The sequence below is a fragment of the Mesorhizobium sp. PUT5 genome, assembly GCF_052216645.1.
Taxonomy (GTDB): Bacteria; Pseudomonadota; Alphaproteobacteria; order Rhizobiales; family Rhizobiaceae; genus Mesorhizobium.
Genome location: NZ_JBQOSO010000003.1, coordinates 3,654,881 through 3,679,768, shown reverse-complemented (window position 1 = coordinate 3,679,768; position 24,888 = coordinate 3,654,881). Strand labels below are relative to the sequence as shown.

Here is a 24,888-nt window from a genome sequence, read left to right as displayed (position 1 = left end):
CGTGCCGTCACTTCGCCCGTGAAAAGGCCAGCCAGAGGCCGCCGCCGATGAGGAAGCTGCCGCTGATCCGCGAAAGCAGCCTCATACGGCTGGCCGACAGCGCCCTGGCCGCCCGTCCGGCGGCGAAGGCGTAGCCGCTGTCGGACACGGCGGCGCAGATCATGGCGGTGACGCCCATGATCGCGATCTGCGCCGCATGGTTGCCGGACGGGTCGATGAACTGCGGCAGGAAGGCGCCGAAGAAGATCAGCATCTTGGGGTTGCTGAGCGCTACCAGCAGGCCCTGGAGGAAGAAGCCGCCATGCGGCGCCCTCGCGGTGCCGTCGGCGCTCAGCCGGCCCTTCTGGCGAAATAGCTGAACCCCGATCCAGATCAGATAGGCGGCGCCGAGCAGCCGCACCCATTCGAACCAGTGGCCCATGCCTTCGATCAGCGATGTCAGGCCGACGCCGACGATGGCGATGGCGATGCCAAGCCCCACCTGCGTGCCGGCGACATTGGCAAGCCCGGCCCGCGTGCCGTGGCGGATGGAATTGGCCACGATCAGTGTCACCGTGGGGCCGGGGACGAGGATGATGACGATGCAGGCGACGAGGAAGGCGCTGTAGACCGAAAGCGACATGTTCAACCTTTCAGGCAAGCCGATGCCCCGAGAGAGTGCATGGCCGGGGCGCGTGTGCAAGCCCCGGCACGGAGACACCGGCGCCTATTTCAGGGCCGCGGCCACCTCGGTTGCCAGCGGGATGGCCGGCTGCGCGCCCGGCTTGAGGCAGGCCAGCGAGGCGGCGGCGGCGGCGCGCTCCAGTGCCTCGCGCAGCGGCAGGCCGGCGCCGAGGCCGGCGGCGAAATAGCCGCAGAAGGTGTCGCCGGCGCCGACCGTGTCGACGGGCACGATCTTCAGCGCCGGCACGGACAGCATCTCGTCGGGCGTGGCGGCAAGCACGCCGTCGCCGCCCAGCGTGACCACGATGGCGCGGCCGGTCTTGCGCGCATAGGCGCGCATGCGCGCCGCGCGGTCGTCTCCGGCAAGCGCCAGCGCCTCGCAATAGAGGTCGAACTCGGTCTCGTTGGCGACGGCGAAGTCGGCCTTGCCGAGATGGCCCGCCGTCTCGGCGAAGAAGGGAGCGGTGTTGAGCACGGTCATGGCGCCGGCGGCGGCCGCCGCGTCGAGCGCGGCTTGCACGGTGGCGAGCGGGATCTCCTGCTGGAGCAGCACGACGTCGCCTTTTTTCGGCGCGGCCCGGGAAAGATCGCCCGGCAGCACCGAATCATTGGCGCCCGGGGCCAGCGCGATCATGTTCTCGCCGGCCTCGTCCACCAGGATGGCGGCCGTGCCGGTGGCGCTTTGCGCCTCGCGCACGCCGGACAGGTTGACACCGCCCTGGCGCAGCAGCGCCAGCGCCTCGGCGGCAAAGCTGTCCTTGCCGACGGCCCCGATCATGCGCACCGCCGCACCTGCCCGGGCGGCGGCAAGCGCCTGGTTGGCGCCCTTGCCGCCGGGCGCGGTGGCAAAACCGGTGCCGCGCACGGTCTCGCCGGGCCCCGGCAGGCGGCCCACTGTGGTGATCATGTCGAGATTGATCGAACCGACAACGACAATCATGAACGAAAAAGCCTCCTGGAGAACTCCGGAAGGCTTAGACCATTTCGATGCCGGTTGGGAATATGCCCGGCTTTGCGTCCAGTAACCTTACCCGGACACCTGGCCGGCTTCCCAGCCGAGAATGGCGCGCTTGCGCGTCAACCCCCAGTGATAGCCCGTCAGCGCGCCGGTGGAGCCGATGGCGCGGTGGCACGGCACCACGAAGGACACCGGGTTGGCGCCCACCGCCGCGCCCACCGCGCGGGCGGCCTTGGGCGCGCCGATGCTGGTTGCGATCGAGGAATAGGTGCAGGCGCGGCCCATGGGGATGCGCAGCAGCGCTTCCCACACCCTGACCTGGAAGTCGGTGCCGATGAGCACCACGCGCAGCGGCTGGTCCGCCCTCCAGCGGGCGGGATCGAAGATGCGTGCCGCATAGGACGCCGTGGCGGCCATGTCCTCGACATAGGTCGCGTTCGGCCAGCGGCCGGACATGTCGGCGAAGGCCTCGCGCTCGCTGCCGGCGTCGTTGAAGGACAGGCCGGCCAGCCCCCGGTCGGTGACCATGACCAGCGCCACGCCGAAGGGCGAGATGTGGAAGCCGTAGCGGATGGTGAGCCCCGCGCCGCGGTTCTTGTAGTCGCCCGGCGACATCGCCTCGTGGGTGATGAAGAGATCGTGCAGCCGGCCGGGGCCGGACATTCCCACTTCCAGCGAGGCTTCCAGCAGCGGCATGCCGGAATCCAGCAGCCGGCGCGCGTGGTCCAGCGTCACCGCCTGCAGGAAGGCCTTGGGCGACAGGCCGGCCCAGCGGGTGAACAGCTTCTGGAGGCCGGTCGGGGTCTCGCCGACAGCCTGCGCCAGTTCCTCAAGCGAGGGCTGGTCGCGGTAGTCGAGGCTGATCTTCTCGATGGCGCGGCGCACGATCTCGTAGTCGCCTCCGTCGGGCGTGATGTCTTTCTCGAGGGTGGCGGTCGGTTTCAGCGGCATGGGCGCATTGATAGGCATGAGAGCGTTCATGGCAATGTCTCCTTGGCGCCGAATATCGGCTGTCCACGGCGGCATAACCACCCGAAACCTGCCTTGATGCGGAGAGACGGCCCCCGGCCCGTGAATTCAGCGCGCCCTTGCCCGCGCCAGGGCGCGCGTGAAGGCGGAAGCGAAGCTTTCGCGGTCGTCTGGGTTCAAAAAGGAGCCGATCGGCACCGTCTCGCCCTGGGCTTCCACGGCCATGCGGGTGATGCCGATCTCGGCATGGCGCGCCACCGAAAACCGCGCCCAGAACGGGTTGAAGTGATGGCTTTCTGACTTGCCCGATGGCGCGACCTTCAAGATGTCGAGCGCGGTGCGCGACACCGAAACCTCCTCATGGGCGCGGGCTGCGCGGTAGTTGAGGCGGAAGGCGACATAGAGCCCGATCACGTCCAGCCCGAAGAAGCCGAACACCGGCCAGGCCCCGCGCGAGAGCATGACCACGCCGGTGACGGCCCAGCCGAACAGCAGCGCGCCCATCAGGATGGCAAAGCCGGTGCGGCCGAGCGAGCGGTGCGGGGTCAGCAACGCCCGGAAGAACGGCTCGTCTGCGGCAAAGGTGACGTTTGTATCGCTCATGGAAGGCCATTATAGGACGGATATGGCCGCGCCCAAGACCAAAGATCGACCGTCACCCGAAAATGATCGCCCTGCCGCCCGCAGCAAGACGGCCAGCACTGCGGCACGCGGGCGTGCCCGTGCGCCGAAATCCGCCTACAGCGCCGCCGAAGTGGCGGAAATCTTCCGGCGCTTCTCGGTGCAGCGGCCGGAGCCGAAAGGCGAACTGGAACATGTCAACGCTTTCACGCTGCTGGTTGCGGTGGTGTTGTCGGCACAGGCGACCGACGCGGGCGTGAACAAGGCGACGCGGCCTCTGTTCAAGGTCGCGGACACGCCGCAACGGATGCTGGCGCTGGGCGAGGCGAGGCTGGGCGAATACATCCGCACCATCGGCCTGTGGCGCAACAAGGCCAAGAATGTGATCGCGCTCTGCGAGGCGCTGATCCGCGACCACGCGGGCGAGGTCCCCGACAGCCGCGAGGAACTGATCAAATTGCCGGGCGTGGGCAGGAAGACCGCCAATGTCGTGCTCAACATGGCCTTCGGCCAGCACACAATGGCCGTGGACACCCACATATTCCGCATCGCCAACCGCATCGGGCTGGCGCCCGGCAAGACGCCGGAGGCGGTGGAGCGCGCCCTGGTGCGCATCATCCCGGACGAATATATGCGCCATGCGCATCACTGGCTGATCCTGCACGGGCGCTATGTCTGCAAGGCGCGCAAGCCAGATTGCCCGGCCTGCGTCATCGCCGACATCTGCAAGTGGCCGGACAAGACGACGGACGTTCCCGCGCCGCTCCGGGAAATCGCGCCCCTGGGGCCGGTCGAACAACCCGCCTGAGCGCTTCCTCCTACAATCCATAGCCGCGGGCCATCGCCGCAGCGAAGGTCGGGATGAGGAAAAAGAGCGCAGCCTGGGCCCTGACATAGGCGCGGACCGTCGCCAGCTCGCCCTGCGGCACCTGGAAGGCGGGGTCGGCGGCGGCACTGCGGCGCCAGGCCAGGAAGCGCATCGTCGGCACGATCGAAAGCAGCCCGACCGCCGCGAAGGCCGCCATCTTGGCCCAGAACACCCAGTTGTAGACGTAGAACTCCCAGCCCTTCAGGCCGTAGACGACGCGGGCCGCGCCGACGATGATGACGAGCAGGGCGATGAGGCCGTAGTGGCGGTCGATGCCGGCCAGGCGCCGGAGCGTCCGGGCCGACATGCCCTCGCGCACCAGCACGAATTCGGCGGCGATGATGCCGGCCAGCGAGAACGCCAGAAGATGGTGAAGGATGGCGAGCACAAGGTCCGTCGTTTCCATTTTTCCCTCCCGGTCGATTTCGGCTTGGCGCCGGCCGGCTTGCCGGTGCCGAGATTAACATTGCGGAAGGAAAATCCCAGCCCGTGTTCCATTGGGCGGCGATCGGTGCGAATTTGCGGCCGCCGGGGAACGGCATTGAGCGCCGGCGACTGGAAAACGCAGGATGATTTGCCATGGCAGAACGGGTTCACGCCGCGCCGATCCTGGAAACCGCGCGCGCCATATTGCGGCCGCACCGGCTTGAGGATTTCGATGCCTATGCCGCCATGTGGACGGAACCTGGCGTCTTCCGCTTCGTCGGCGGCATGGCGCGCTCGCGGGAAGAAAGCTGGCAGCGGCTGCTGCGCCATTTCGGTCTCTGGTCGATGCTGGGCTTCGGTTTCTGGGCAATCCAGGACAGGGAAAGCGGCCGCTTCATCGGCGAGGCCGGCTTCCACGAACTGAAGCGCGAGATCGTTCCCTCCATCGAAGGAACGCCGGAGGCGGGCTGGTCGCTGGTACCGGAATTCCAGGGCCGCGGGCTCGGCACGGAAGTCGTCAGCCGCGTGCTGGCCTGGGCAGACGCGACATTCGAAGGCACGCGGACAGTCTGCCTCATCGATCCCGACAATGCCGGCTCGCTCGGCGTGGCGCGAAAAGTCGGCTATCGCGAGATCGTGCGCACCGAATATCGCGGCAGCCCGATACTAATGCTGGAGCGGCACGCGATCTCAGGGTGAGGCCCGGTTCGGATCGCTTCGGTCGCGGCGGCCGTCAGCCCGCCTTGCGCCGCAACTGGTGCGCGATCGCGTCCCACCCCGCGTCAGGCACAGCCTCGGCGCAGGCGGATACGGGGGTGGCGGCGTCGAAGGGCTGCGGCCTGCCCACGGCGTAGCCCTGGGCATGGTCGATGCCGATCGCCGCCAGCGCCGTCATGATCTCCTCGCTTTCCACGAACTCGGCGATGGTGCGCTTGCCCGTCACCTTGCCGATATGGTGGATCATCTCGACCATAGCGCGGTCGATACGGTCCTCCAGCATGTCCTTGACGAAGCCGCCGTCGATCTTGAGGTAGTCCACCGGCAACTGCTTGAGATAGGCGAAGGACGACATGCCGGACCCGAAGTCGTCGAGGGCGAAGCGGCAGCCCAGCCGTTTCAGCGTGGTGATGAAGCCGATCGCCTTGGCCAGGTCGGCGATGGCGCTGGTCTCGGTGACCTCGAAGCAGATCATGGAAGGCGGCACACCGTGCTCCTCGAACTGCTCGCAAAGGAATTCCAGGAAGGTGTCGTCGCCGAAGGTGGCGCCCGAGAGGTTGATGGCGCAGGTGGCGATCGGCGTCGCTTCCGGATCCGCCAGCCGCCTTGCGAGAATGGCGAAGACCGTGCGGATCACCCACCGGTCGATCGTCGGCATCAACCCGTAGCGCTCTGCCGCCGGAATGAAGCTGCCGGGCGCGACGAGGCCGGCGGCCTCGTCCATCAGGCGCAGCAGGATCTCGATATGCGCGCCGGCTTCGGCCGCCTCGGCGGTCAGCGGGCGGATCTCCTGGGCATGCAGGCGGAAGCGGTTCTGCTCCAGGGCGGCATGGATGCGCTGCACCCAGGCCATCTCGCCGAAGCGCTCGCGCACGGCCTGGTCGCTCTCGCAGTGGAACTGGACCCGGTTGCGGCCCTTGTCCTTGGCCATGTAGCAGGCGACGTCGGCTGAACGCAGCGTTTCCTGCAGCGTCATGCCGGGCTGGTTGACGAGAACCATGCCGATGCTGACGCTGATGTTGAAGGGCTGGCCGAGCCAGGTGAAGTGCAGGCCGAGCACCGTCTGGCGCAGCCGCTCGGCGATTTCGGCGGCCTGTACCGCATCGCAATCCGGCAGCAGCACGCCGAATTCGTCGCCGCCGAGCCGCGCCAGCAGATCGCCGGGCCGCAACTCCCTCTGCAGCAGGACGGACATCTGCCGCAGCAACTGGTCGCCGGCCGCGTGACCCCAGGTGTCGTTGACCAGCTTGAACTGGTCGAGGTCGAGATACATCAGCGCATGGCCGGCCTTGCTTGAAGCCAGTTGGGCGATCGCCTTCTCCAGCCGGTGCTCGAACTCGCGGCGGTTGGCCAGGCCCGTCAGCGCGTCATGCGAGGCCTGCCAGGACAGCCGGTCGATATAATCCTGCTCGCGGGTCATGTCGTGCAGCGCCAGAACCATGCCGGCGATCCGCTCCGAGACCAGCAGCGGCGCGAGCGTCAGCGCGACGGGGATGGCTTTTCCGTCGGCGCGGATCAGCAGCCTGGGGCGGGGCGGGGAAGGATGGATATCGCCGGCCACAAGGCGCTCCATCGCAAGCTTCTCCTGCGTGCCCGTCTCCTTGTCCATCAGGTGCAGAAGTTCGGATGCCTTCATGGTCCGCGCGACCGCCAGCGAGGTGTCGAGCAGGCGCTCGGCGGCGGCGTTCATGTAGTCTATCCGGCCGTCCGGACCGGTGCTGACGACGGCCTGGCCGATGGAGGCCAGGGTGACCTGCGCCCGCTTGCGCTCGGCGTTGAGCGCGTTCTGGAAGGCCTGGCGCTGGCGCAGGAGCTTGCGGGTGCGCAACACGGCAACCAGGATCAGCAGGGCCGCGACTAGGAGGTTGGCGACCATGAGCGCGCTGGTGATGGCGCGGGAACCTTCGCCGAGGCTTTCGGAAAAGGCCCTGGAGAGCGGGGCGATCTCCCGGTCCAGGCGGTGGATCTCGGCCTTCCACGCCCGGCGCTGGAGCGGCGAGGCGGGTCCCTCCCGAAAGCGGGCCTCCATCGTCCTTCCCCGCTCTTCCAACTGGAGCAATATGCGGTCGGCCGCAGCCCAGTGGCCGATGGCGTCCTTCAGGTAGCTGACATGCCCGAAACGCCGGAACAGCCAGATCAGGCCGGCCACGTCGTCGGGGTGGTTCGCGCCCTGGATCAGGCCGGAACGCGCGGCCTCGGCGTCAAATTGCGGCTTTTCCAGCGCCAGCCGCGCCTTGCGGTCGCCGAGCGGCGTGGCCAGCGCGTGCCGGTATCTGGCAAGCGAGGTGGGGTCGCCGGTGTCGGCATAGAGGGTGAGGAAATTGACGGCGTTCTTCTGGCCTTTCGACCATTGGCTCTCGCCGGCGACGTAGGCGCGCACCGAAGAAAGGGTGTAGAGGCTCATGGAGGCGATGAGCGCCTGGACGAGCACGACGGCGACGAAAGGCCATACCAGGCGCGGAAGCCCCGGCCCGTTGCCTGCCGCCAGGCGGTTCATCTCGCTTGCGTCGAAGCCGGCAACTTCGCGCCCCCTGCCTGTGCGCGCGCCCGCCATTGCCTGGCCAGCCGCGCCGCCCCTCTTTGCCGCCCGTTTTCAGGCGACATCAAGCCGGATAACATCTTTCCCTTAACGGCAGCTAAACCGCTTGCGGGAAGTTAAATCTTTCCGCTGTTCCCGGGGGGAAATGATCTTCGGGTCAAACTGTAAATTCCCGGCGGGCAAGCTTCCATTCTACTTGCCGGTTGCTTGGGCTCCATCCGGGTCAGCTTGCCGTTTCGGCTCCTGTTCACCTGCGGGCGCCTTGAGCGACTTCACCAGCGTCGCCAGTTCCGGCTCGTCGATGAGCAGGGCCGCATCGGCGGCGGACAGCCAGGCGCGCCGGCGGCGCCTCTTCTCCTGCCAGTTGGCCAGTTCCTCGGTGACGGCAAGCAGATAGACCGTCACGTCGACGCGCACGAAATGGCTTTGCAGCCGCTTCCAGTACGAATAGCTGCCGGCCGGGGGCTTCAGGGCAGTGCCGACCACGCCGGCTTCCTCCAGCGCCTCGACGGTCGCCGCCTTGCGGCCGCTCTTTCCCTTCATCGGCCAGCCCTTGGGCACGATGAAGCGCTGCGTCTGGCGCGAGGTGACGAGCATCACCTCCACCGCGCCGCCCTCGGCCACGCGGAACGGAACGGCCGCCACCTGGCGGATCCGCTCGCCCTTCTTCGCCTTGCGGATGGCTTTCTTCTTCTCTGCGGCCATATCCTTGTTCCGTCTGCTGCCGCCATGCGCCACACATTCGACGCCGGCGGCGGAATCACCCGCATAGAAGATAGGCGGCTAAGTAAACGGAAGAAAGGCCGCTGTCAGCGGCAGGCGGTTCCGCCGTAGCTGTTGCCGAAGACCTGCACCTGGCAGTTCGGCTTCATGACCGGAACCTGCTCGCGCAACGGACGCGAGGGCGTCGCCTGCCGGTCGAGTTCGCGGATGATCTGCTGGTTCTGCTGATATTGCTGGCGCTGGATCCGGTCCTGCAGCATCTGCATCTCGTTCTGCTGCATGACCGCGCCCGGCACCATGACGGTTCCCGCCGCGCCGGCCGGTCCCGCCAATGCAGGCAGGACGGCAAGCGACGCGCACACGCCGATGATCAATCTTGACTGCCGTGCCATCGCCTCGGGCCTCCAAACCCTTGTCTAAATATAGGGTGCGCGGCCGCAATGTTCCACCGGGAACGACGGCTTCGGCGGTCTCACCGAAACGAAAAGGGCCGCCCGAAGGCGGCCCGATCATTGCCAGTCTGGCTTCGCTATCAGTCTGGAGCCTTGCCGGTTTCGACCGCCGTGGCGATGGCGTTGAACTTGTTGTTCAGCGCATTGCCGAGCGCGCCGGCTCCGACCATGATGGCGAGCGCGATCAGCGCCGCGATCAGGCCGTACTCGATAGCGGTTGCGCCCGACTCGTCTTTGTAGAAGCGAGAAATAAGCTTGCTCATCGTGATGTTCCTTGTGGCCCAGTTGTGATTTCGACGACGGTTTCTTGCCGAACCGTGGCTCATCTTGCGAGAGGCGCATTTCGGTTGCGTTAAGCTGGATGGTAAACGAAGCGTAGCCGCGCCGTTTGCTTAACAAATGCCGAATGTCACTTGCCGGAACACTTTGGGAGGGCGGGCGACGGAAGCCGCCGTCCGTGGCGCGCCCTCAGTCGAGGGCGCGGTCGAGGTGGACGTAGCCGCCATCCACGAACAGCCATTGGCCGGTGGTGTGGCCGGCGCGCGCCGACAGCAGGAAGACCACCGTGTCGGCGATTTCCTCTGCCTTCGTCATGCGCTTGCCGAGCGGGATGGCGTCGGTGATCTCGGCCAGCCGCGCCTCGGGGTCGTCGAAGGTCTGCAGCCACTTGCGGTAGAGCGGCGTCATCACCTCGGCCGGGATGACGGCGTTGACGCGGATGCCGTCCTCGCGCAGGGCGGCCGCCCATTCGCGGGTCAGCGAGAGCTGCGCGCCCTTGGCGGCGCAGTAGCCGCTGGTGTGGCCCTGGCCGGTCAGCGCCGTCTTGGAGGAGATGTTGACGATCGATCCCCTGGAAGACCTCAGCCACGGCAGGCAATGATGGGCCATGGTGTAGTAGTGGATGAGGTTGCGCTCGAGCGAACCGCGGAACGCGTCGGGGCCGGCCTCCAGCCCGATGCTGTCGTTGATGCCGGCATTGTTGACCAGCCCGTCGATCCGGCCGAAAGCGGCGGCCGTTTCCGCCACCGCGCGGGCGCAAGCCGCGTCGTCGGACAGTTCGACCTGCATGAAGCGGGCCGTGGGCGCCAGGCCGAGAAGCTGCTTTTCGAACTCCGCATCCAGCGAACTGCGGCCGAAGACGACCGGGATGGCGCCTTCGGCGGCAAGCGCCAGCGAGATGGCGCCGCCGATGCCGGCGCCGCCGCCGGTCACGATGACGACCTTGTCCTTCAGTCCGAGATCCAAGCGCGTTTCCTCCTCAGGCGCCGAAGCGATAGGCTTCGAAAGTTGCAGGCTTCATCTCGATGGAGAAGCCGGGAGCCGTGGGCGGCATGTAGGCCGCATTGCGGATCACGCAGGGCTCCCTGAAATGCTCGTGCAGGTGGTCGACATATTCCACCACCCTGCCTTCGCGGGTGCCGGCAACGCAGACATAGTCGATCATCGCCAGGTGCTGCACATATTCGCACAGGCCGACGCCGCCCGCATGCGGACACACGGGCAGGTCGTATTTTGCCGCCATCAAGAGCACGGCCAGGATCTCGTTGACGCCGCCGAGACGGCAGGCGTCGATCTGAACCACGTCGATGGCGCCGCGCATGATGAACTGCTTGAACAGGATGCGGTTCTGGCACATCTCGCCGGTCGCGACCTTCACGGGCGCCACGCCCTCGCGGATCTTGCGGTGGCCCTCGACGTCGTCGGGCGAGGTCGGCTCCTCGATGAACCACGGCCTGGCAAAGGCAAGCGCCCCCACCCAGTCGATGGCCTGGTCCACCTCCCATACCTGGTTGGCGTCGATCATCAGCTTGCGGTCGGGCCCCAGCACCTCGCGCGCGATGCGCAGCCGGCGGATGTCGTCGGCGCGATCGTGCCCGACCTTCATCTTGACGTGGCTGAAGCCGGCCTCGACCGCCTCGCGGCACAGCCGTCTCAATTTCTCGTCGTCGTAGCCCAGCCAGCCGGCCGAGGTGGTGTAGCAGGGGTAGCCCTCGCGCTCCAGCGTGGCGATGCGTTCGGCCTTGCCGGGCGCCTTGGCGCGCAGCATGGCAAGCGCCTCGTCGGGCGTGATGCAGTCGGTGATGTAGCGGAAGTCGACGCAGCGCACGAATTCCTCCGGCGTCATGTCGGCCACCAGCCGCCACACCGGCTTGCCCTCCAGCTTCGCCCGAAGGTCCCAGACCGCGTTGACCACCGCACCGGTGGCGAGATGGATGGCGCCCTTGTCGGGGCCGATCCAGCGCAACTGGCTGTCGGAGGTCACATGCCGCCAGAACGCGCCCATGTCGGCGGCCACGGCAGCCATGTCCAGCCCCACCACCAGATGGCGCATGGCCTCGATCGCCGCACAGCATATCTCGTTGCCGCGGCCGATGGTGAAGGTCAGGCCATGGCCTTCCATGCCGGGCGCATCCGTCTCCAGGATGACATAGGCGGCCGAATAGTCGGGGTCCGGGTTCATCGCGTCCGAGCCGTCGAGATGGCGCGAGGTCGGGAAGCGCAGGTCGAGCACCCGCATGCCGGTGATGCTGGTCATGGTCGGAAGGTCCGGTTTGGGCATGGTCGTGGTTCGCCGAAAACCGGAGGCGAGGGCTCGCCTCCGGCTTCCGCGCCGGTTCGGCGGTCAGTCGTAGAGGACGGCCGCGATTTCCGGGTCGTCGATGTTCGACTTGTCGTAGTAGTAGAAGCCGGTGTCGATGTTCTTCTCCACCTGCTCGCCCTTGGCCGCCTTCACGGCGGCCTCGACGGTCTTGTAGCCGATGCCGACCGGGTTCTGGGTGATGGCGCCGGCCATCAGTCCGTCGCGGATCGCCTGCTTCTGCTGCGCGCCGGAATCGTAGCCGACCACGACCACTTTCCGGTCCATCTCCTTGACGCCGTTGACCACGCCGATGGCCGAGCCCTCGTTGGAGCCGAAGATGCCCTTCAGGTCCGGATTGGCCTGCAGGATGGCCTTGGTGATCTCGGTCGACTTCAGATGGTCACCGTCGCCATATTCGATCGCCACGATCTCGATCTTCGGATGCTTCTCCTTGATCTCGTTGACGAAGCCGTCGCGGCGGTCGACGCCGGTGCGGCTGGTCTGGTCGTGCACGACGAGGGCGATCTTGCCTTCGTCGCCGATCAGTTCCGCCATCTTGTCGGCGGCCAGGGCGGCGGCGGCGAGGTTGTTGGTGGACGCCGTGGCGACCGGAATGTCGCTGTCGACGCCGGAGTCGAAGGCCACCACCGGAATGTTGGCGTCCTTGGCCTGCTGCAGCAGCGGGATCGCCGCCTGGCTGTCGAGCGCGGCGAAGCCGATCGCCGCCGGCTTCTTGGCAAGGGCGGCGGCCAGCATGTCGATCTGGCGGTCCACCTGGGTCTCCGAATCCGGTCCCTCGAAGGTGACGGTAACGCCAAGGTCGGCGGCGGCCTTGTCGGCGCCGGCCTTCACGGCCTGCCAGAACTGGTGCTGGAAGCCCTTCGAGATCAGCGGGATGTACATCTTGTCCTGGGCCATGGCCAGGCTGCTGGAGCCGAGCAGGGCGGCGGCGCCGAGAGCGCCCAGAACCATGCGTCGCGTAAACATCTCAATCCTCCACAATGTTGGGTCGTACTGTTCGTTGGTTGTGTCGCGGGGCGCGGAGCCGCCCTCTTCGTGTTGGCGCGGCACGGGCGCCGCGCAGGCAGGTCCTCAAAGCCGTCGCCGCCGCAAGATGTCGGTGTAGACGGCCAGGATGATGATGGAGCCGGTCACCACGGTCTGCCATTCCTGCGCCACCGAAAGGATGCGCAGGCCGTTGGCCAGCACGCTCATGATGAGCGCGCCGATCAGCGTGCCGATGATGGTGCCGCGGCCGCCGCTGAGCGACGTGCCGCCGATCACCACCGCCGCGATGGCGTCGAGTTCGTAACCCTGGCCCAGTGCCGGTTGCGCCGAGTTCAGCCGCGAGGCGATGAGCAGCCCGGCGATGCCGCAGATGCCGCCGGCCAGCGCGTAGACGCCGATCTTCCAGCGGTCGGTGTTGACGCCCGAAAGCCTGACCGCCTCCTCGTTGGAGCCGAGGGCGAAGGTGAAGCGGCCGAGGATGGTGCGTTCCAGGATGAAGGAGGCGGCCAGCGCCACCAGGAACAGGATCAGCACCCCGTTGGGGATAGGCAGCGCCGGGATCACCGCGCCGATGAGCGAGCCCTGCGATATCTGGGTGAAGCCCGGGGTGGCGTTGAAATAGATCGGCTTGGTGCCGGAAATCACCAGCGACAGGCCCTTCAGGATCAGCATCATGCCCAGCGTGGCGATGAAGGGCGGGATCTTGAGCTTGGCCACGAAGGTGCCGGACAGCGTGCCGCTGGCCGCGCCCGCCAGGATGGCCGCCGCGACGCCGAAGGGCAGCGGCAGGCCCAGATAGGTCAGCACAACGCCGGTGCAGACGGCGCAGAAGGTCATCAGCGTGCCTACCGAAAGGTCGATGCCGCCGGTGATGATGACGAGGGTGGAGGCGACCGCCAGCACGCCGTTGACCGAGGTGGCCTGCAGGATGCTGATGATGTTGCTGGTCTGGAGGAAATTGGGCGAGGCCAGGCTGAAGACGACGATCAGCACGATCAGGCTGGCGAAGGCCAGCAGCCGATGATGCGCGCCGGAAAGGCGCCCTGCCGGCGCGGTCGGATTGGCCGTGGTGACGGTGCTCATGCGGTCGCTCCCCCTGCTTGCGGCTGTGGGCCGCCGCCGATCGGCGCCGGGCCTCTTTGCGTGGCCAGTTGCATGATCTCCTCCTGCGAGGCGCCGGCGGGCAGGATGCCGGTGAGCCGGCCCTCGCACATGACCGCGATGCGGTGGCTCAGCCGCAATATCTCCGGCAGTTCGGAGGAGATGACGATGACGGCGCGGCCCTGCGCGGCCAGCGCGTTGAGAAGGTTGTAGATCTCGCTCTTGGCGCCGACGTCGATGCCGCGCGTCGGCTCGTCGAAGATCAGCACTTCGCAGTCGCGCAGCAGCCATTTGGCGATGACCACCTTCTGCTGGTTGCCGCCGGAAAGCAGGCGCACCTCCTGCTGGTCGGACGGCGTCTTGATGGCGAGCTGGCGGATATAGCCGGCGGCCGCCTCGTGCATTGCGCTTTCCCGCAGCAGCCCGCCGGGACCGGTGAAGCGCGAGAGGCTGGCCAGCACGACATTGTTGCGCACGTCCATGCCGGTGGCGAGGCCGAAATGCTTGCGGTCCTCCGACAGGTAGCCGATGCCGGCGCGCACGGCGTCCTCCGGCTTGCGGATGACGACCTTGCGGCCGTGGACGAAAATCTCGCCCGCGTCGAGCCGGTCGGCGCCGAATATGGCGCGCGCCACCTCGGTGCGGCCTGCGCCCATCAGGCCGGCGAAGCCGAGGATCTCGCCCTTGCGCAGGTCGAAGCCGACGTCGCGGATCTCGTTGCCGCGCCGCAGGCCGGAGACCTTCAGAACCACTTCCGATGCGGAATGGTCGGGCACGGCGGAGCGCTCGTCCGAGACCGTGCGCCCCACCATCATGGAGATGATTTTCTCCACCGGCGTGGAGGCGGCCGGAACCGTGCCGACATACTCGCCGTCGCGCATCACCGTCACCCGGTCGGCGATGCGCTTCAGCTCGTCCATCTTGTGGGAGATGTAGACGATGCCGACGCCCTCTGCCTTGAGGTCGCGGATGATCGTGAACAGCTCGTTGATCTCGGCGTCGTTCAGGGCGGCCGTCGGCTCGTCCATGATGAGCACGCGAGACCGGTGCGAGAGCGCCTTGGCGATCTCCACCATCTGCTGGCGCGCCACGGTGAGCCTCGACACCTCGGTGCGCGGGTCGAGCTTCAGGTTCATGGTGGCGAAGATGTCGGCGGCCTGGGCGTTCAGCTTCGCCTCGTCGAGCACGCCGAAGCCCTTGCGCGGCTCGCGCCCGATGAAGATGTTCTGCGCCGCCGTCAGGTGCGGCATCAGGTTCAGTTCCTGGTGGATGATGCCGATGCCCAGTTCCTGCGCCCGCCGGGGCGAGGAAATCTCGACCGGCTTGCCGTCGAGCAGGATCTCACCCTCGTCGCGCTCGTAGATGCCGGAGAGGATCTTCATCAGCGTCGACTTGCCGGCGCCGTTCTCGCCCATCAGGGCATGCACTTCGCCGGCCTGCAATTCGAAACGCGCATCGTTCAGCGCCCGAACGCCGGGGAACGACTTGCCGATGCCGGTCATGGACACGAGCGCCGGCATGGCCGCTAGCCCTCGCCGCGGCAGGGGCCATGCCATGGCCCGTGCGCCATGGCGGGGGCGGTCATATGGTCACCCCGCCATCCACCAGTTGCACCTGGCCGGTGACGAAGCGCGACTCATCCGACAGGAGATAGATCACCAGCGGCGTGATGTCGTCGACGGTCGCCAGCCGGCCGGCCGGCTGGCGGGCGATGAAGTCCTTCTCGGCCTGCACCGGGTCGGCGGCGGCGGCGATGCGGCCGCGCAGCGAGGGCGTGTCCACGGTGCCGGGGCAGAGCGCGTTGCAGCGCAGGCCGCGCCGCACATAGTCGGCCGCGACGCCCTTGGTCAGGCCGATGACGGCCGCCTTGGTGGCGCCGTAGGCCAACCGGTTGGGGAAGCCTTTGATCGACGAGGCCATCGAGGCCATGTTGAGGATGGACGCGGTGCCGGTTGCGTCCGCCCGCTCCAGCATGCCGGGCAGGAAGGCGCGGATGGTCCGGTACATGCTCTTGACGTTGAGGTCGAAGCTGAAATCCCAATCGGCTTCGGAGCAGTCCATGATGGTGCCGTTGTGCACGAAACCGGCGCAGTTGAAGAGCCCGTCGAGCGGGGCTTGCCTGCCGGCGAAACCGGCGACGGCAGCGCTGTCGCGCACGTCGAGCGCATGCACCTCGATGCGCGGGTTCTGGGCAGCCAGGGACGCCAGCGCCTCGGCGTTGATGTCGGTGGCGATCACATGAGCGCCTTCGGCGGCACAGGCCAGCGCGCTGGCGCGCCCGATGCCCTGGCCGGCGGCGGAAATGAAGATGCGCTTGGCGTTCAGTCGCATGGTGCCTCCTCCAAGCACATGGCTCATGCTCACTCGTGTCCATATACAAACATTTTGTTCATGTGTAAACTGATCGTGTCGAAGGCTCCAGGATTTCGGCAGGGGGACGGGAAGCAATGGCTGGCCGGAAAGCGAAGCTTGCATCCGAGGCGGACGGAACCGGCACGGACAGGGCCGGAACGGAGCGGGACGACCGCTACCGCGCCCCGGCGCTCGACAAGGGGCTGGACATAATCGAGCTGCTCTCCGCCCAGCCGGGCGGCCTGACCCGAGCCGAGATCGCCAAGGCCATGGAGCGCAGGCCGAGCGAGGTCTACCGCATGCTGGAGCGCCTGGTGGCGCGCGACTACGTCACCCGCTCGCGCGAGGGCGACCGCTATGCGCTTTCCATGAAGCTGTTCGTGCTGGCGCACCGCCATCCGCCGGTGCGGCGCCTGGTGCAGCGCGCTCTGCCGTTGATGGACGCCTTTGCCCAGCAGGCCGGACAATCCTGCCATCTCGTGGTTCCCGACCGGGACGCCGCCACCGTGGTCGCGCATGCCAGTTCGCCCGGCAACTGGGAATTCGGCATCCGGGTCGGCGCGCATATCGATCTTCTGACCACGGGCTCCGGCCAGACGCTACTTGCCTTCCAGGGCGAGAACGCCAGGGCCGACACGCTGGCCCGCTGGACGGGCAGCGGCGAATCGAAGGCCTACGAGCGGCTGGGGCCGGTGCTGGAAGGCTACCGCGCGGCGGGCCACCGAATCGGCCCGAGCCAGCAGATCCGTGGCGTCGACGACATCACGGTGCCCATCCTGTCGCCGGACGGGCATGCCGTCGCGGTGCTGACCTGCGCCTATATAGAGCGGCTGGACGACGAGCAGATCGACATCCAGCAGGCGCTGGCGCTGCTTCAGGGCATTGCGGGCAAGCTGTCGCTGTCGTAGGGGCGCCTGCTTCGGCGGCGCCTCGTTCCCGTAGCTCTATTTGGTGCCGTACATGCGGTCGCCGGCATCGCCGAGGCCGGGCAGGATATAGCCCTTCTCGTTCAATTGCCGGTCGATGGACGCGGTGTAGACGGGCACGTCCGGATGGGCCGCGGTGAAGCGCTCTATTCCCTCGGGCGCGGCCAGCAGGCACAGGAAGCGGATGTTGGTGGCGCCGCGCGCCTTCAGCTTGTCGATCGCGGCGATGGCCGAGTTGGCGGTGGCCAGCATCGGGTCGACCACGATGACGAGCCGGTCGGCGAGGTCGCTCGGCGCCTTGAAGAAATATTCGATCGCTTCCAGCGTGTCGTGGTCGCGGTAGAGGCCGATATGGGCGACGCGCGCTGCCGGCACCAGATCCAGCAGGCCTTCCAGCAGGCCGTTGCCGGCGCGCAGCACCGAAGCGAAGACCAGTTTCTTGCCCTCCAGGATCGGCGCGTCCATGTTTTCCATGGGCGTCTCGATCCGGGTCGTGGTCAGTTCGAGGTTGCGGGTCACCTCATAGCCCAGCAACAGCGAAATCTCCCGCAGCAGCCGCCGGAAGCCGGCCGTGGACGTGTCCTTGTTGCGCATGATGGTCAGCTTGTGCTGGACAAGCGGGTGGTCGACGACGGTCACGCCCTGCATTGTGCTCTCCCGCAAGGAAAAGGGTGAATGGTGAATAGTGAATAGCGAATGGTTTGGCGAGTCATTGTCCAAGGCGCGCCGCACAGTCCACAGTTGACGGGCCGCTGCGCGGTCCGGCCACCCGCCATTCGAATTTTGCGTTCACCGGCCCTTGGCATCCAGCCGCGCCAGCAGCGCTGCCTTGGTTCGGCGGTCCACGAAGGCGGCCTCGATCGCGGTGCGGGTGACGGCGGCGAGCGCCTTTTCGCTCAGGCCGAAATGCTGTGCGGCCATGTCGTATTCATGCTTCAGCGACGTGCCGAAATAGGGCGGATCGTCGGAGTTCAGCGTAACCTTGCAGCCTGCCGCCTTCAGCGCCGCGAACGGATGGCCGGCGAAGTCGGGAAAGAGGCCGAGCGCGATGTTGGAGCCGGGGCAGCATTCCAGCACCACGCCGCGGTCGGCGATTCGGCGCACGAGGTCGGGGTTCTCGATGGCGCGCACGCCGTGTCCTATGCGGGCTGGGCGGATGTGGTCGAGCGCGGCCGCCACGCTTTCCCAGCCGGCCAATTCGCCGGCATGCACGGTGATGCCCAGCCCGGCCTCGCGCGCGATCTCGAAGGCGCGCACATAGTCTTCGATGTCGCCGAAGCGTTCCTCACCGGCCATGCCGAAGCCGCTGACCAGCGGGTGGCCGCATCTGGCCGCGAAGCGCGCGGCCTGCTCGACCGCCCCGACGCCCAGATGGCGCACGCCGGTGACGATCATGCGGCCTTCGATGCCGGTCTTGGCCATGGCCCGCGAGATGCCGTGGCCCAGCGCCTCCGCATAGGCCTGGGGCGACAGGCCCGCCTTGGCGGCGTGATCGGGCGAGACGAAGATCTCGGAATAGATGGCGCCGTCGCGGGCCAGGCTGGTGAGATAGTGCTCCGCCAGCAGCGCATAGTCGTCTTCCGAGCGGAACAGGCCGGCCGCGAAGTCGTAGGCGGCGAGGAAGGAGGTGAAATCGTGCCAGAGGAAGGCGCCGCCGCGGATGAAGGGGGAGGGGTCTTCGCCGTATTTGCGCGCCTGGCGCTCGACAAGCTCGGGCGAAGCCGCCCCTTCGATGTGGCAGTGCAGTTCCGCTTTCGATGGCATCAGTTTTCCCGTCCGCGCGGCCGAACACCGCGCCTTAAACAATAGCGTCCGTCCCCTCGATCGGCTATGGTCGCGCCGATTTTGTGACGGATTGCGATTATGCCGATCGGAAGAACCACTGCCGCGGGCGGCATGGAAACCTCCTATGGATTCAGGCAGGTGGATGCGGGCGACAAGCAGCCGCTGGTCAACGAGGTGTTCCACAAGGTCGCCAACCGCTACGACCTCATGAACGACCTGATGTCGGCCGGCATGCACCGCGTCTGGAAGGATGCCATGGTGGCCTGGCTGAACCCGCCGAAGCGGCCGGGCTGGCGCTCGCTGGACGTGGCCGGCGGCACCGGCGACGTCGCCTTCCGCATCGTGGCGGCCAGCCACGGCAACGCCCATGTCACCGTGCTCGACATCAACGGCTCGATGCTGGCGGTGGGGCGCGAGCGGGCGGAAAAGCAGAAGCTTGCCGACAATGTCGATTTCGTCGAGGCCAATGCGGAGGAACTGCCCCTCGCCGACGCCAGCTTCGATGCCTATACGGTCGCCTTCGGCATCCGCAACGTGCCGCGCATCGACGTGGCCTTGTCGGAGGCATACCGCGTGCTGCGGCCCGGCGGCCGCTTCCTGTGCCTGGAATTTTCCGAGGTGGACCTGCCGTTCCTCGACAAGGCCTACGAGGCCTGGTCGTTCAATGCCATTCCCAGGATCGGCAGGGCGGTGACCGGCGACGGCGAGCCCTATTCCTATCTGGTCGAATCCATCCGCAAGTTCCCCAACCAGCGCAACTTTGCCGCCATGATCGCGCGCGCCGGCTTCGAGCGGGTCTCGTTCCGCAACTATTCGGGTGGCATTGCCGCGGCCCATTCGGGCTGGAAGCTTTGAGGCGAGCGCGTTCATGAGCACGGCGGGGGCGGCGTTCCGGCTCGTCAGGGCCGGCTGGGTGCTGGTGCGCGAAGGCGTGGTGGCGGCCTTTCCGGGCGACCAGCTTTCGGGCATGCCCAAGTTCGGCTGGCGCATGGCCCGGCTTCTGGCGCGCCGGCGTGCATTGCGGCACGGGCGCAGCGACCGGCTGGCGCACGCGGTGGCACGGCTGGGTCCTTCCTATGTGAAGCTCGGCCAGTTCCTGGCGACGCGGCCCGACGTGGTGGGCAACGACATCGCCGTCGACCTGGCCATGCTGCAGGACAAGATGCAGACCTTCCCGAAGGTCGAGGCGGTGGCGGCGATCGAAGCCTCGCTCGGCCGGCCGGTGGGCGAGCTCTATGCCGAGTTCGGCGAGGCGGTGGCGGCTGCCTCCATCGCGCAGGTGCATCCCGCCGAGGTGGAACAAGCCGACGGCCCGCGCAAGGTGGCGGTCAAGGTCATCCGCCCCGGCGTGCGGCGTCGTTTCCAGCACGACCTCGAAAGCTATTTTCTCGCCGCGCGGCTGCAGGAAAAATATGTCCCGTCCGCGCGCCGCCTGCGCCCGGTGGAGGTGACCGAGACCCTGGCGCAGACCACGAAGATCGAGATGGACCTGCGCCTGGAAGGCGCGGCCCTTTCCGAACTCGGCGAGAACACCAGGGAGGACCCCGGCTTCCGCGTCCCGGCCGTCGACTGGGAACGAACCGGCCGCGACGTGCTCACCATGGAGTGGGTCGACGGCATCAAGATGAACGACATCGCGGCGCTGGAGGCGGCCGGCCAGGACCTCAAGACGATCGCCGTCAACCTGATCCAGTCGTTCCTGCGGCATACGCTGCGCGACGGCTTCTTCCACGCCGACATGCATCCCGGCAATTTGTTCGTGGAAGCCGACGGCACCATCGTGGCCGTCGATCTCGGCATTGCCGGGCGGCTCGGCCGCAAGGAACGCCGCTTCCTGGCCGAGATCCTTTACGGTTTCATCACGCGCGACTATCTGCGCGTGGCCGAAGTGCATTTCGAAGCCGGCTACGTGCCGCGCAAGCACGACGTCGCCGCCTTCGCACAGGCGATCCGCGCCATCGGCGAGCCGATCCACGGCCAGCCGGCCGAAACCATTTCCATGGCCCGCCTGCTCACGCTCCTGTTCGAGGTGACGGAGCTGTTCGACATGCAGACCCGGCCCGAGCTGATCCTGCTGCAGAAGACCATGGTGGTGGTGGAAGGGGTGGCGCGCACGCTCGACCCCGGCTTCAACATGTGGAAGACCTCCGAGCCGGTGGTGGGCGACTGGATCCGTGCCAATCTCGGCCCGCGCGGCATGCTGGCCGACATGCGCGACGGCATGGGGGCGCTCGCCTCCTTCGCCCGCCAGCTTCCCGACCTTGCGCTGCGCGCCGAGCATCTGGCGCGCGAGATTGACCTGATGGTGGAAAACGGACTGCGTTTCGAGCAGGATACCGCCGAGGCGATCGGCAAGGCCGAGGCGCACTATTCCCGCCTGGGGCGCTGGGCGCTGGCCGTCATCGCGGTGGCGCTGGTCTATATCGCCTGGAAGCTGGTGTAGCCGCGGAAATTGACTGCATTGCAGTCAATGCATACATTGCAGTCATTGCTCATGGGAGCTTGTCATGGCTACGCTTACGATCCGCAATGTCGAAGACGAAGTGAGGCAGCAGCTTAAGATCAATGCTGCCCGAAACGGCGTATCGTTGGAAGAGGAATTGCGCGCCATCGTCAGGCGTGCGGCAAGGCAGCCGCGGAAACAGCCGCAATACGATAATCTCTATGATGCCATCCGCGATCTGGTCGAGCCTTACGGGGGATTTGAACTCGACATTCCGCCGCGAGGCCTTCCTAGCCGCGATCCGCCGTTCAGGGATTGGGAATGATCGTCGTCGACACCAATGTGGTGTCGGAGGCGATCAAGCCCGTTGTCGATATTCACGTGGCGGCTTGGTTGCGGCGACAACCTATCGATCAACTCTACATCACGGCAATCACGAAAGCCGAACTTTTGTATGGTCTTGCCCTCATGCCGGACGGTTCGCGCAAGGAATCCCTGGCGCGAGCGGTTCAGGTTTTCCTGGCGGAACGGGTCGTTAATCCGATCCTGGGCTTCATGGACGAGGACGCGCTGTCCTATGCAAGAATATCGGCGCGTTGACGCAAAATCGGAAGGCCCATAAAGGAACTCGACGGCCAGATCGCTGCAATCGCCGTTTCGCACGGCTTTGCCGTGGCCACGCGCAACGTCGCCGATTTCGAGCATTGCGGGATCGAGATCGTCAATCCCTGGGCAGGTGCGGCATGACCCTTTCCAACAAACGCATCCTGCTCATCATCGGCGGCGGTATCGCCGCCTACAAGTCGCTCGACCTGATCCGCCGGCTGCGCGAGCGCGGGGCGGCGGTGCGCTGCATCATGACGGAAGCGGCCCAGCATTTCGTCACGCCGCTTGCAGTGGGCGCGCTCAGCGCGGACCATGTCTTCACCGAGCTGTTCGACCGGCAGGACGAGCAGGATGTCGGCCATATCCGGCTGGCGCGCGGGGCCGACCTGATCGTGGTGGCGCCCGCCACCGCCGACCTGATGGCCAAGCTTGCCAACGGCCTTGCCGGCGACCTCGCCTCGGCGGTGCTGCTCGCCACCGACAGGCAGGTGCTGATGGCGCCGGCGATGAACCCCAGAATGTGGGCGCATCCGGCCACGCGCCGCAATCACGCCATGCTGAAGAAGGACGCGGTTCGTTTCGTCGGTCCGATGCGAGGCGAAATGGCCGAAAGCGGCGAGGCGGGCGAAGGCCGCATGGCCGAGCCGCTGGAGATCGTCGCCGCGGCAGAGGCGCTGCTGGACGACCGGCCGAAGCCGCTTTCGGGCAGGAAGATCATCGTCACCTCCGGTCCCACGCACGAGCCGATCGACCCGGTGCGCTATATCGCCAACCGCTCTTCAGGCAAGCAGGGCCATGCGATCGCCGCCGCGCTGGCGCGGCTTGGCGCCGACGTGCGGCTGGTGTCGGGACCGGTTTCGATCGCCGATCCGGCGGGGGTGACCGCCACGCATGTCGAAAGCGCCAGGCAGATGCGCGATGCCGTGGAGGCTCTGCTGCCGGCGGATGCGGCGGTGTTCGTGGCCGCCGTCGCCGACTGGCGCACGGCCGATGCGGCCGGCGAGAAGATCAAGAAGGTGGCGGGCGAGGGGCCTCCAGCGCTGCAGATGGTGGAAAACCCGGACATTCTGGCCGGCGTCGGCCATCATGCCGGGCGGCCGCTTCTGGTGATCGGCTTCGCCGCCGAGACGCAGGATCTTTTGAAGAACGCCAGGGCCAAGCTGGAGAAGAAGGGCGCCGACCTCATCGTGGCCAACGACGTGTCGCATGGCAGCGGCATCGGCGGAGCGGCCGGCGTGATGGGCGGCGACCGCAACCGGGTGCGCCTCGTCTCGCGCGCGGGCGTCGAGGAATGGCCGGAGATGACCAAGGACGAGGTGGCGGAGCGGCTGGCCGCGCTGGTCGCCGACCGGTTGAGGACGATCGGCGCCTGACGGCGTTCGCGGGCGACCGGCGGAGCAGGCCCGCCGGCGCCGCAGAGGCCTTATTTCAGCGCGTGCATCAGTTCGAGCGACTGCACCGCGACCGCGATGTTCAGGCCGGTCTGGCCCTGAACGCTCAGCGGCTGCAACGCATAGGAGCGGTCGAAGCCGCCCAGCATCAGGTTGGCGCCGCCGCCGGTGGCGATGCTCGCCTCCGCGTTCACCCCGTAATATTTGCCGGCAAGCCGGCCGGGCTCGTAGTCGCGGGAGGCGGCCAGCACTGCCCAGACGAGCTGGCCTTGGTTGGTCGTGCCCAGGTCGACGCCCAGCTTGGAGATCACGCCGGTGTAAAGCTCGGGATGCGCGCCGTTGGAGGGGCGGTAGACGCAGCTCACGCCCTTGTTGGAGGTGACCACATAGGCCTGCCCGCCGTCGATGGTGCAGTCGAGCACGCCCAGTTCGAGCCGTGCCGCGTGTGCGGGCAGGGCGAGGGTCACGGTGGCGAGGGCAGTGGCAGCGGCGAGGTTCTTGAACATGGGAACGATCCTTTGCATTTTCTGGCCGTTCAACGGCGCAGCTAGCCCAAGCGTTCCCAAAAATCGTGGCGCGACAGGGGCGGAAAGGCGGCAAACGCAACCTTTGCGGGTCCCGGTCAGCCGAATGGCTTAAGCCACGGCGCGAAGGCCGTTTCCGGCCGGACGCAGCCACATGCTCCGCGAGACTATGGCGGCGGCAGACGACGGAGCGGCGTGGAAACCGGGCTTTCCCGTCGGGCGAGCGGGCTGCCGTCAGCCCACGCGGGCAAGGCCGTCCTTTGCCGGCTGATAGCTCGGGTTGAGGCGCACGGCCTCGCGGTAGGATTTCGCGGCCTTAGCCTTGTCGCCGCGCCGCTCGTAGATCAGCGCCTGGTTGGCCCACGCCTCGGCATTCTTGGGGTCGAGCTTGATGGCCATGTTGAAGTCGGCGAAGGCATTGTCCTCCTGGTTCAGCGCCAGGTAGGAGAGGCCGCGGCCGCTATAGGGTTCCGAAGCGTCGGGGGCCAGCGAGATGGCGGTCGAGAAATCCTCGATGGCGAATTTGTGCTGGCCCTGGCTCTGATAGATCAGGCCGCGATTGTGATAGGCGCGGGCATCGGTGGTGTCGAGCTGGATGGCCTTCTGGAAGTCGTTGAAGGCTTCCTGGACCCGGCCGGCCTTGCGGTAGAGATTGCCGCGGCCGATATAGGCGGCGTCATAGCTCTGATTGAGCTGGATGGCGCGGTTGTAGTCGGCAAGCGCCTTGGCCTGGTCGCCGAGGAAGCGGTAGATGAGCGCGCGGTTGGAATAGGCCTGGTAGAAATCCGGCTTGAGCTGGATGGCGGTGTCGAAGTCCTTCAGCGCCTGCTGGTATTTGCCGCCGCGGCCGTAGGCCGAGCCGCGCACATTGTAGGCTTCCGGATCGCGCGGGTTGCGATCGACGACCGACGAAAGCGAGGAAATGTTCTCGCTGGAGCCTTGCGCCGGATCGATGGCGGTCAGTTCGCCGCTGGGGCCGGTCTGGCAGCCGGCGAGGGCAAGCGCTGTCATGAAGGCCGGCATCAGGAGGAAGGTCCGCAAAACGGTTCTGCGCTCGCCGGTCAAGACATCCATCTTCGTACTCGTCCTCGCTTTGCCCGCGACGCCGGATCCCTCAAACCGGCTCGCATCCCTCTCACGCCGCCGGCCTCGGCCGAGCAGCCGGCATCAAAATAAAAAGGTGGCGGCGATTCCACATCGCGCCACCTCGGATATCCTTCGAAAAGGACAGAAAA

27 protein-coding genes are annotated in these 24,888 nt (G+C 66.9%); 8 read left to right on the top strand and 19 right to left on the bottom strand.

What is annotated here, in order from left to right:
• Positions 1-7: 7 nt before the first annotated feature.
• From ACTDI4_RS19525 to ACTDI4_RS19510, 4 genes are all read right to left on the bottom strand, one after another.
• Positions 8-622: a LysE family translocator gene (locus tag ACTDI4_RS19525; RefSeq protein WP_442842727.1), complete on the bottom strand. Its 615-nt coding sequence runs from the start codon at positions 620-622 to the stop codon at positions 8-10.
• Between the two features lie 84 nt (positions 623-706).
• The gene (locus tag ACTDI4_RS19520; RefSeq protein ID WP_442842726.1) at positions 707-1,603 is read right to left on the bottom strand and encodes a ribokinase; all 897 of its coding nucleotides are present in this window, start codon (positions 1,601-1,603) and stop codon (positions 707-709) included.
• 87 nt (positions 1,604-1,690) lie between these two features.
• The gene (locus ACTDI4_RS19515; protein ID WP_442842725.1) at positions 1,691-2,602 is read right to left on the bottom strand and encodes a methylated-DNA--[protein]-cysteine S-methyltransferase; all 912 of its coding nucleotides are present in this window, start codon (positions 2,600-2,602) and stop codon (positions 1,691-1,693) included.
• 96 nt (positions 2,603-2,698) lie between these two features.
• On the bottom strand, positions 2,699-3,193 hold the full coding sequence (locus tag ACTDI4_RS19510) for a DUF2244 domain-containing protein (protein ID WP_442842724.1): 495 nt from the start codon (positions 3,191-3,193) through the stop codon (positions 2,699-2,701).
• A gap of 22 nt (positions 3,194-3,215) precedes the next feature.
• Between ACTDI4_RS19510 and nth the strand changes: the two genes are divergently transcribed.
• A complete protein-coding gene (nth, locus tag ACTDI4_RS19505) occupies positions 3,216-4,019 on the top strand; it encodes an endonuclease III (RefSeq protein ID WP_442842723.1) in 804 nt (267 codons plus the stop codon).
• Between the two features lie 10 nt (positions 4,020-4,029).
• Here the strand turns inward: nth and ACTDI4_RS19500 are convergent, their stop codons facing one another.
• Positions 4,030-4,485, bottom strand: a complete 456-nt coding sequence (locus ACTDI4_RS19500) for a DUF2214 family protein (protein WP_442842722.1) — start codon at positions 4,483-4,485, stop codon at positions 4,030-4,032.
• 173 nt (positions 4,486-4,658) lie between these two features.
• On the opposite strand from ACTDI4_RS19500, the gene ACTDI4_RS19495 reads away from it, so the two are divergent.
• The gene (locus ACTDI4_RS19495) at positions 4,659-5,204 is read left to right on the top strand and encodes a GNAT family N-acetyltransferase (RefSeq protein ID WP_442842721.1); all 546 of its coding nucleotides are present in this window, start codon (positions 4,659-4,661) and stop codon (positions 5,202-5,204) included.
• 34 nt (positions 5,205-5,238) lie between these two features.
• Here the strand turns inward: ACTDI4_RS19495 and ACTDI4_RS19490 are convergent, their stop codons facing one another.
• The 10 genes from ACTDI4_RS19490 to ACTDI4_RS19445 form a co-directional block, all read right to left on the bottom strand.
• Positions 5,239-7,776, bottom strand: coding sequence for an EAL domain-containing protein (locus ACTDI4_RS19490; protein WP_442842720.1), 2,538 nt, complete (start codon positions 7,774-7,776; stop codon positions 5,239-5,241).
• 177 nt (positions 7,777-7,953) lie between these two features.
• On the bottom strand, positions 7,954-8,466 hold the full coding sequence (locus tag ACTDI4_RS19485) for an NUDIX hydrolase (RefSeq protein WP_442842719.1): 513 nt from the start codon (positions 8,464-8,466) through the stop codon (positions 7,954-7,956).
• Between the two features lie 104 nt (positions 8,467-8,570).
• The gene (locus ACTDI4_RS19480; protein WP_442842718.1) at positions 8,571-8,876 is read right to left on the bottom strand and encodes a hypothetical protein; all 306 of its coding nucleotides are present in this window, start codon (positions 8,874-8,876) and stop codon (positions 8,571-8,573) included.
• A 140-nt stretch (positions 8,877-9,016) separates the two neighbouring features.
• Entirely contained in the window at positions 9,017-9,199 is a 183-nt protein-coding gene (locus ACTDI4_RS19475) for a Flp family type IVb pilin (protein ID WP_442842717.1), read from the bottom strand.
• 205 nt (positions 9,200-9,404) lie between these two features.
• The gene (locus ACTDI4_RS19470; RefSeq protein WP_442842716.1) at positions 9,405-10,181 is read right to left on the bottom strand and encodes an SDR family oxidoreductase; all 777 of its coding nucleotides are present in this window, start codon (positions 10,179-10,181) and stop codon (positions 9,405-9,407) included.
• Between the two features lie 13 nt (positions 10,182-10,194).
• Positions 10,195-11,472, bottom strand: a complete 1,278-nt coding sequence (locus ACTDI4_RS19465; protein WP_442842715.1) for an L-fuconate dehydratase — start codon at positions 11,470-11,472, stop codon at positions 10,195-10,197.
• Between the two features lie 87 nt (positions 11,473-11,559).
• The gene (locus ACTDI4_RS19460) at positions 11,560-12,504 is read right to left on the bottom strand and encodes an ABC transporter substrate-binding protein (protein ID WP_442842714.1); all 945 of its coding nucleotides are present in this window, start codon (positions 12,502-12,504) and stop codon (positions 11,560-11,562) included.
• A gap of 105 nt (positions 12,505-12,609) precedes the next feature.
• Complete coding sequence (locus tag ACTDI4_RS19455) at positions 12,610-13,608, bottom strand: ABC transporter permease (protein ID WP_442842713.1); 999 nt, start codon at positions 13,606-13,608, stop codon at positions 12,610-12,612.
• A complete protein-coding gene (locus ACTDI4_RS19450; RefSeq protein ID WP_442842712.1) occupies positions 13,605-15,146 on the bottom strand; it encodes a sugar ABC transporter ATP-binding protein in 1,542 nt (513 codons plus the stop codon). Before ACTDI4_RS19450 ends, ACTDI4_RS19455 begins: the two co-directional genes overlap by 4 nt.
• Positions 15,147-15,207: 61 nt before the next feature.
• A complete protein-coding gene (locus ACTDI4_RS19445) occupies positions 15,208-15,957 on the bottom strand; it encodes an SDR family oxidoreductase (RefSeq protein ID WP_442842711.1) in 750 nt (249 codons plus the stop codon).
• 116 nt (positions 15,958-16,073) lie between these two features.
• Between ACTDI4_RS19445 and ACTDI4_RS19440 the strand changes: the two genes are divergently transcribed.
• A complete protein-coding gene (locus tag ACTDI4_RS19440; RefSeq protein WP_442842710.1) occupies positions 16,074-16,886 on the top strand; it encodes an IclR family transcriptional regulator in 813 nt (270 codons plus the stop codon).
• Between the two features lie 36 nt (positions 16,887-16,922).
• Here the strand turns inward: ACTDI4_RS19440 and upp are convergent, their stop codons facing one another.
• Both upp and ACTDI4_RS19430 read right to left on the bottom strand, forming a co-directional pair.
• Positions 16,923-17,552, bottom strand: a complete 630-nt coding sequence (upp, locus tag ACTDI4_RS19435) for a uracil phosphoribosyltransferase (protein ID WP_442842709.1) — start codon at positions 17,550-17,552, stop codon at positions 16,923-16,925.
• A 141-nt stretch (positions 17,553-17,693) separates the two neighbouring features.
• Positions 17,694-18,668, bottom strand: a complete 975-nt coding sequence (locus tag ACTDI4_RS19430) for an adenosine deaminase (RefSeq protein ID WP_442842708.1) — start codon at positions 18,666-18,668, stop codon at positions 17,694-17,696.
• Between the two features lie 99 nt (positions 18,669-18,767).
• Here ACTDI4_RS19430 and ubiE point away from each other — a divergent pair, with 99 nt between their 5' ends.
• The 5 genes from ubiE (at position 18,768) to coaBC (ending at position 23,111) form a co-directional block, all read left to right on the top strand.
• Complete coding sequence (gene ubiE / locus ACTDI4_RS19425; protein ID WP_442842707.1) at positions 18,768-19,544, top strand: bifunctional demethylmenaquinone methyltransferase/2-methoxy-6-polyprenyl-1,4-benzoquinol methylase UbiE; 777 nt, start codon at positions 18,768-18,770, stop codon at positions 19,542-19,544.
• A 13-nt stretch (positions 19,545-19,557) separates the two neighbouring features.
• Complete coding sequence (gene ubiB, locus ACTDI4_RS19420; protein ID WP_442842706.1) at positions 19,558-21,132, top strand: 2-polyprenylphenol 6-hydroxylase; 1,575 nt, start codon at positions 19,558-19,560, stop codon at positions 21,130-21,132.
• A 64-nt stretch (positions 21,133-21,196) separates the two neighbouring features.
• On the top strand, positions 21,197-21,457 hold the full coding sequence (locus tag ACTDI4_RS19415; protein ID WP_442842705.1) for a FitA-like ribbon-helix-helix domain-containing protein: 261 nt from the start codon (positions 21,197-21,199) through the stop codon (positions 21,455-21,457).
• Positions 21,454-21,732 carry a PIN domain-containing protein gene (locus ACTDI4_RS19410; RefSeq protein ID WP_442842704.1) on the top strand — a complete coding sequence of 93 codons (279 nt, stop codon included), beginning with the start codon at positions 21,454-21,456 and terminating at the stop codon, positions 21,730-21,732. The genes ACTDI4_RS19415 and ACTDI4_RS19410 overlap by 4 nt, the downstream gene beginning before the upstream one ends.
• A gap of 143 nt (positions 21,733-21,875) precedes the next feature.
• The gene (gene coaBC, locus ACTDI4_RS19405; protein WP_442842703.1) at positions 21,876-23,111 is read left to right on the top strand and encodes a bifunctional phosphopantothenoylcysteine decarboxylase/phosphopantothenate--cysteine ligase CoaBC; all 1,236 of its coding nucleotides are present in this window, start codon (positions 21,876-21,878) and stop codon (positions 23,109-23,111) included.
• Positions 23,112-23,161: 50 nt separating this feature from the next.
• On the opposite strand, the gene ACTDI4_RS19400 is transcribed toward coaBC, so the two are convergent.
• Positions 23,162-23,635, bottom strand: coding sequence for a DUF992 domain-containing protein (locus tag ACTDI4_RS19400; RefSeq protein ID WP_442842702.1), 474 nt, complete (start codon positions 23,633-23,635; stop codon positions 23,162-23,164).
• A gap of 252 nt (positions 23,636-23,887) precedes the next feature.
• On the bottom strand, positions 23,888-24,727 hold the full coding sequence (locus ACTDI4_RS19395; RefSeq protein WP_442842701.1) for a tetratricopeptide repeat protein: 840 nt from the start codon (positions 24,725-24,727) through the stop codon (positions 23,888-23,890).
• Between the last annotated feature and the right edge of the window lie 161 nt (positions 24,728-24,888).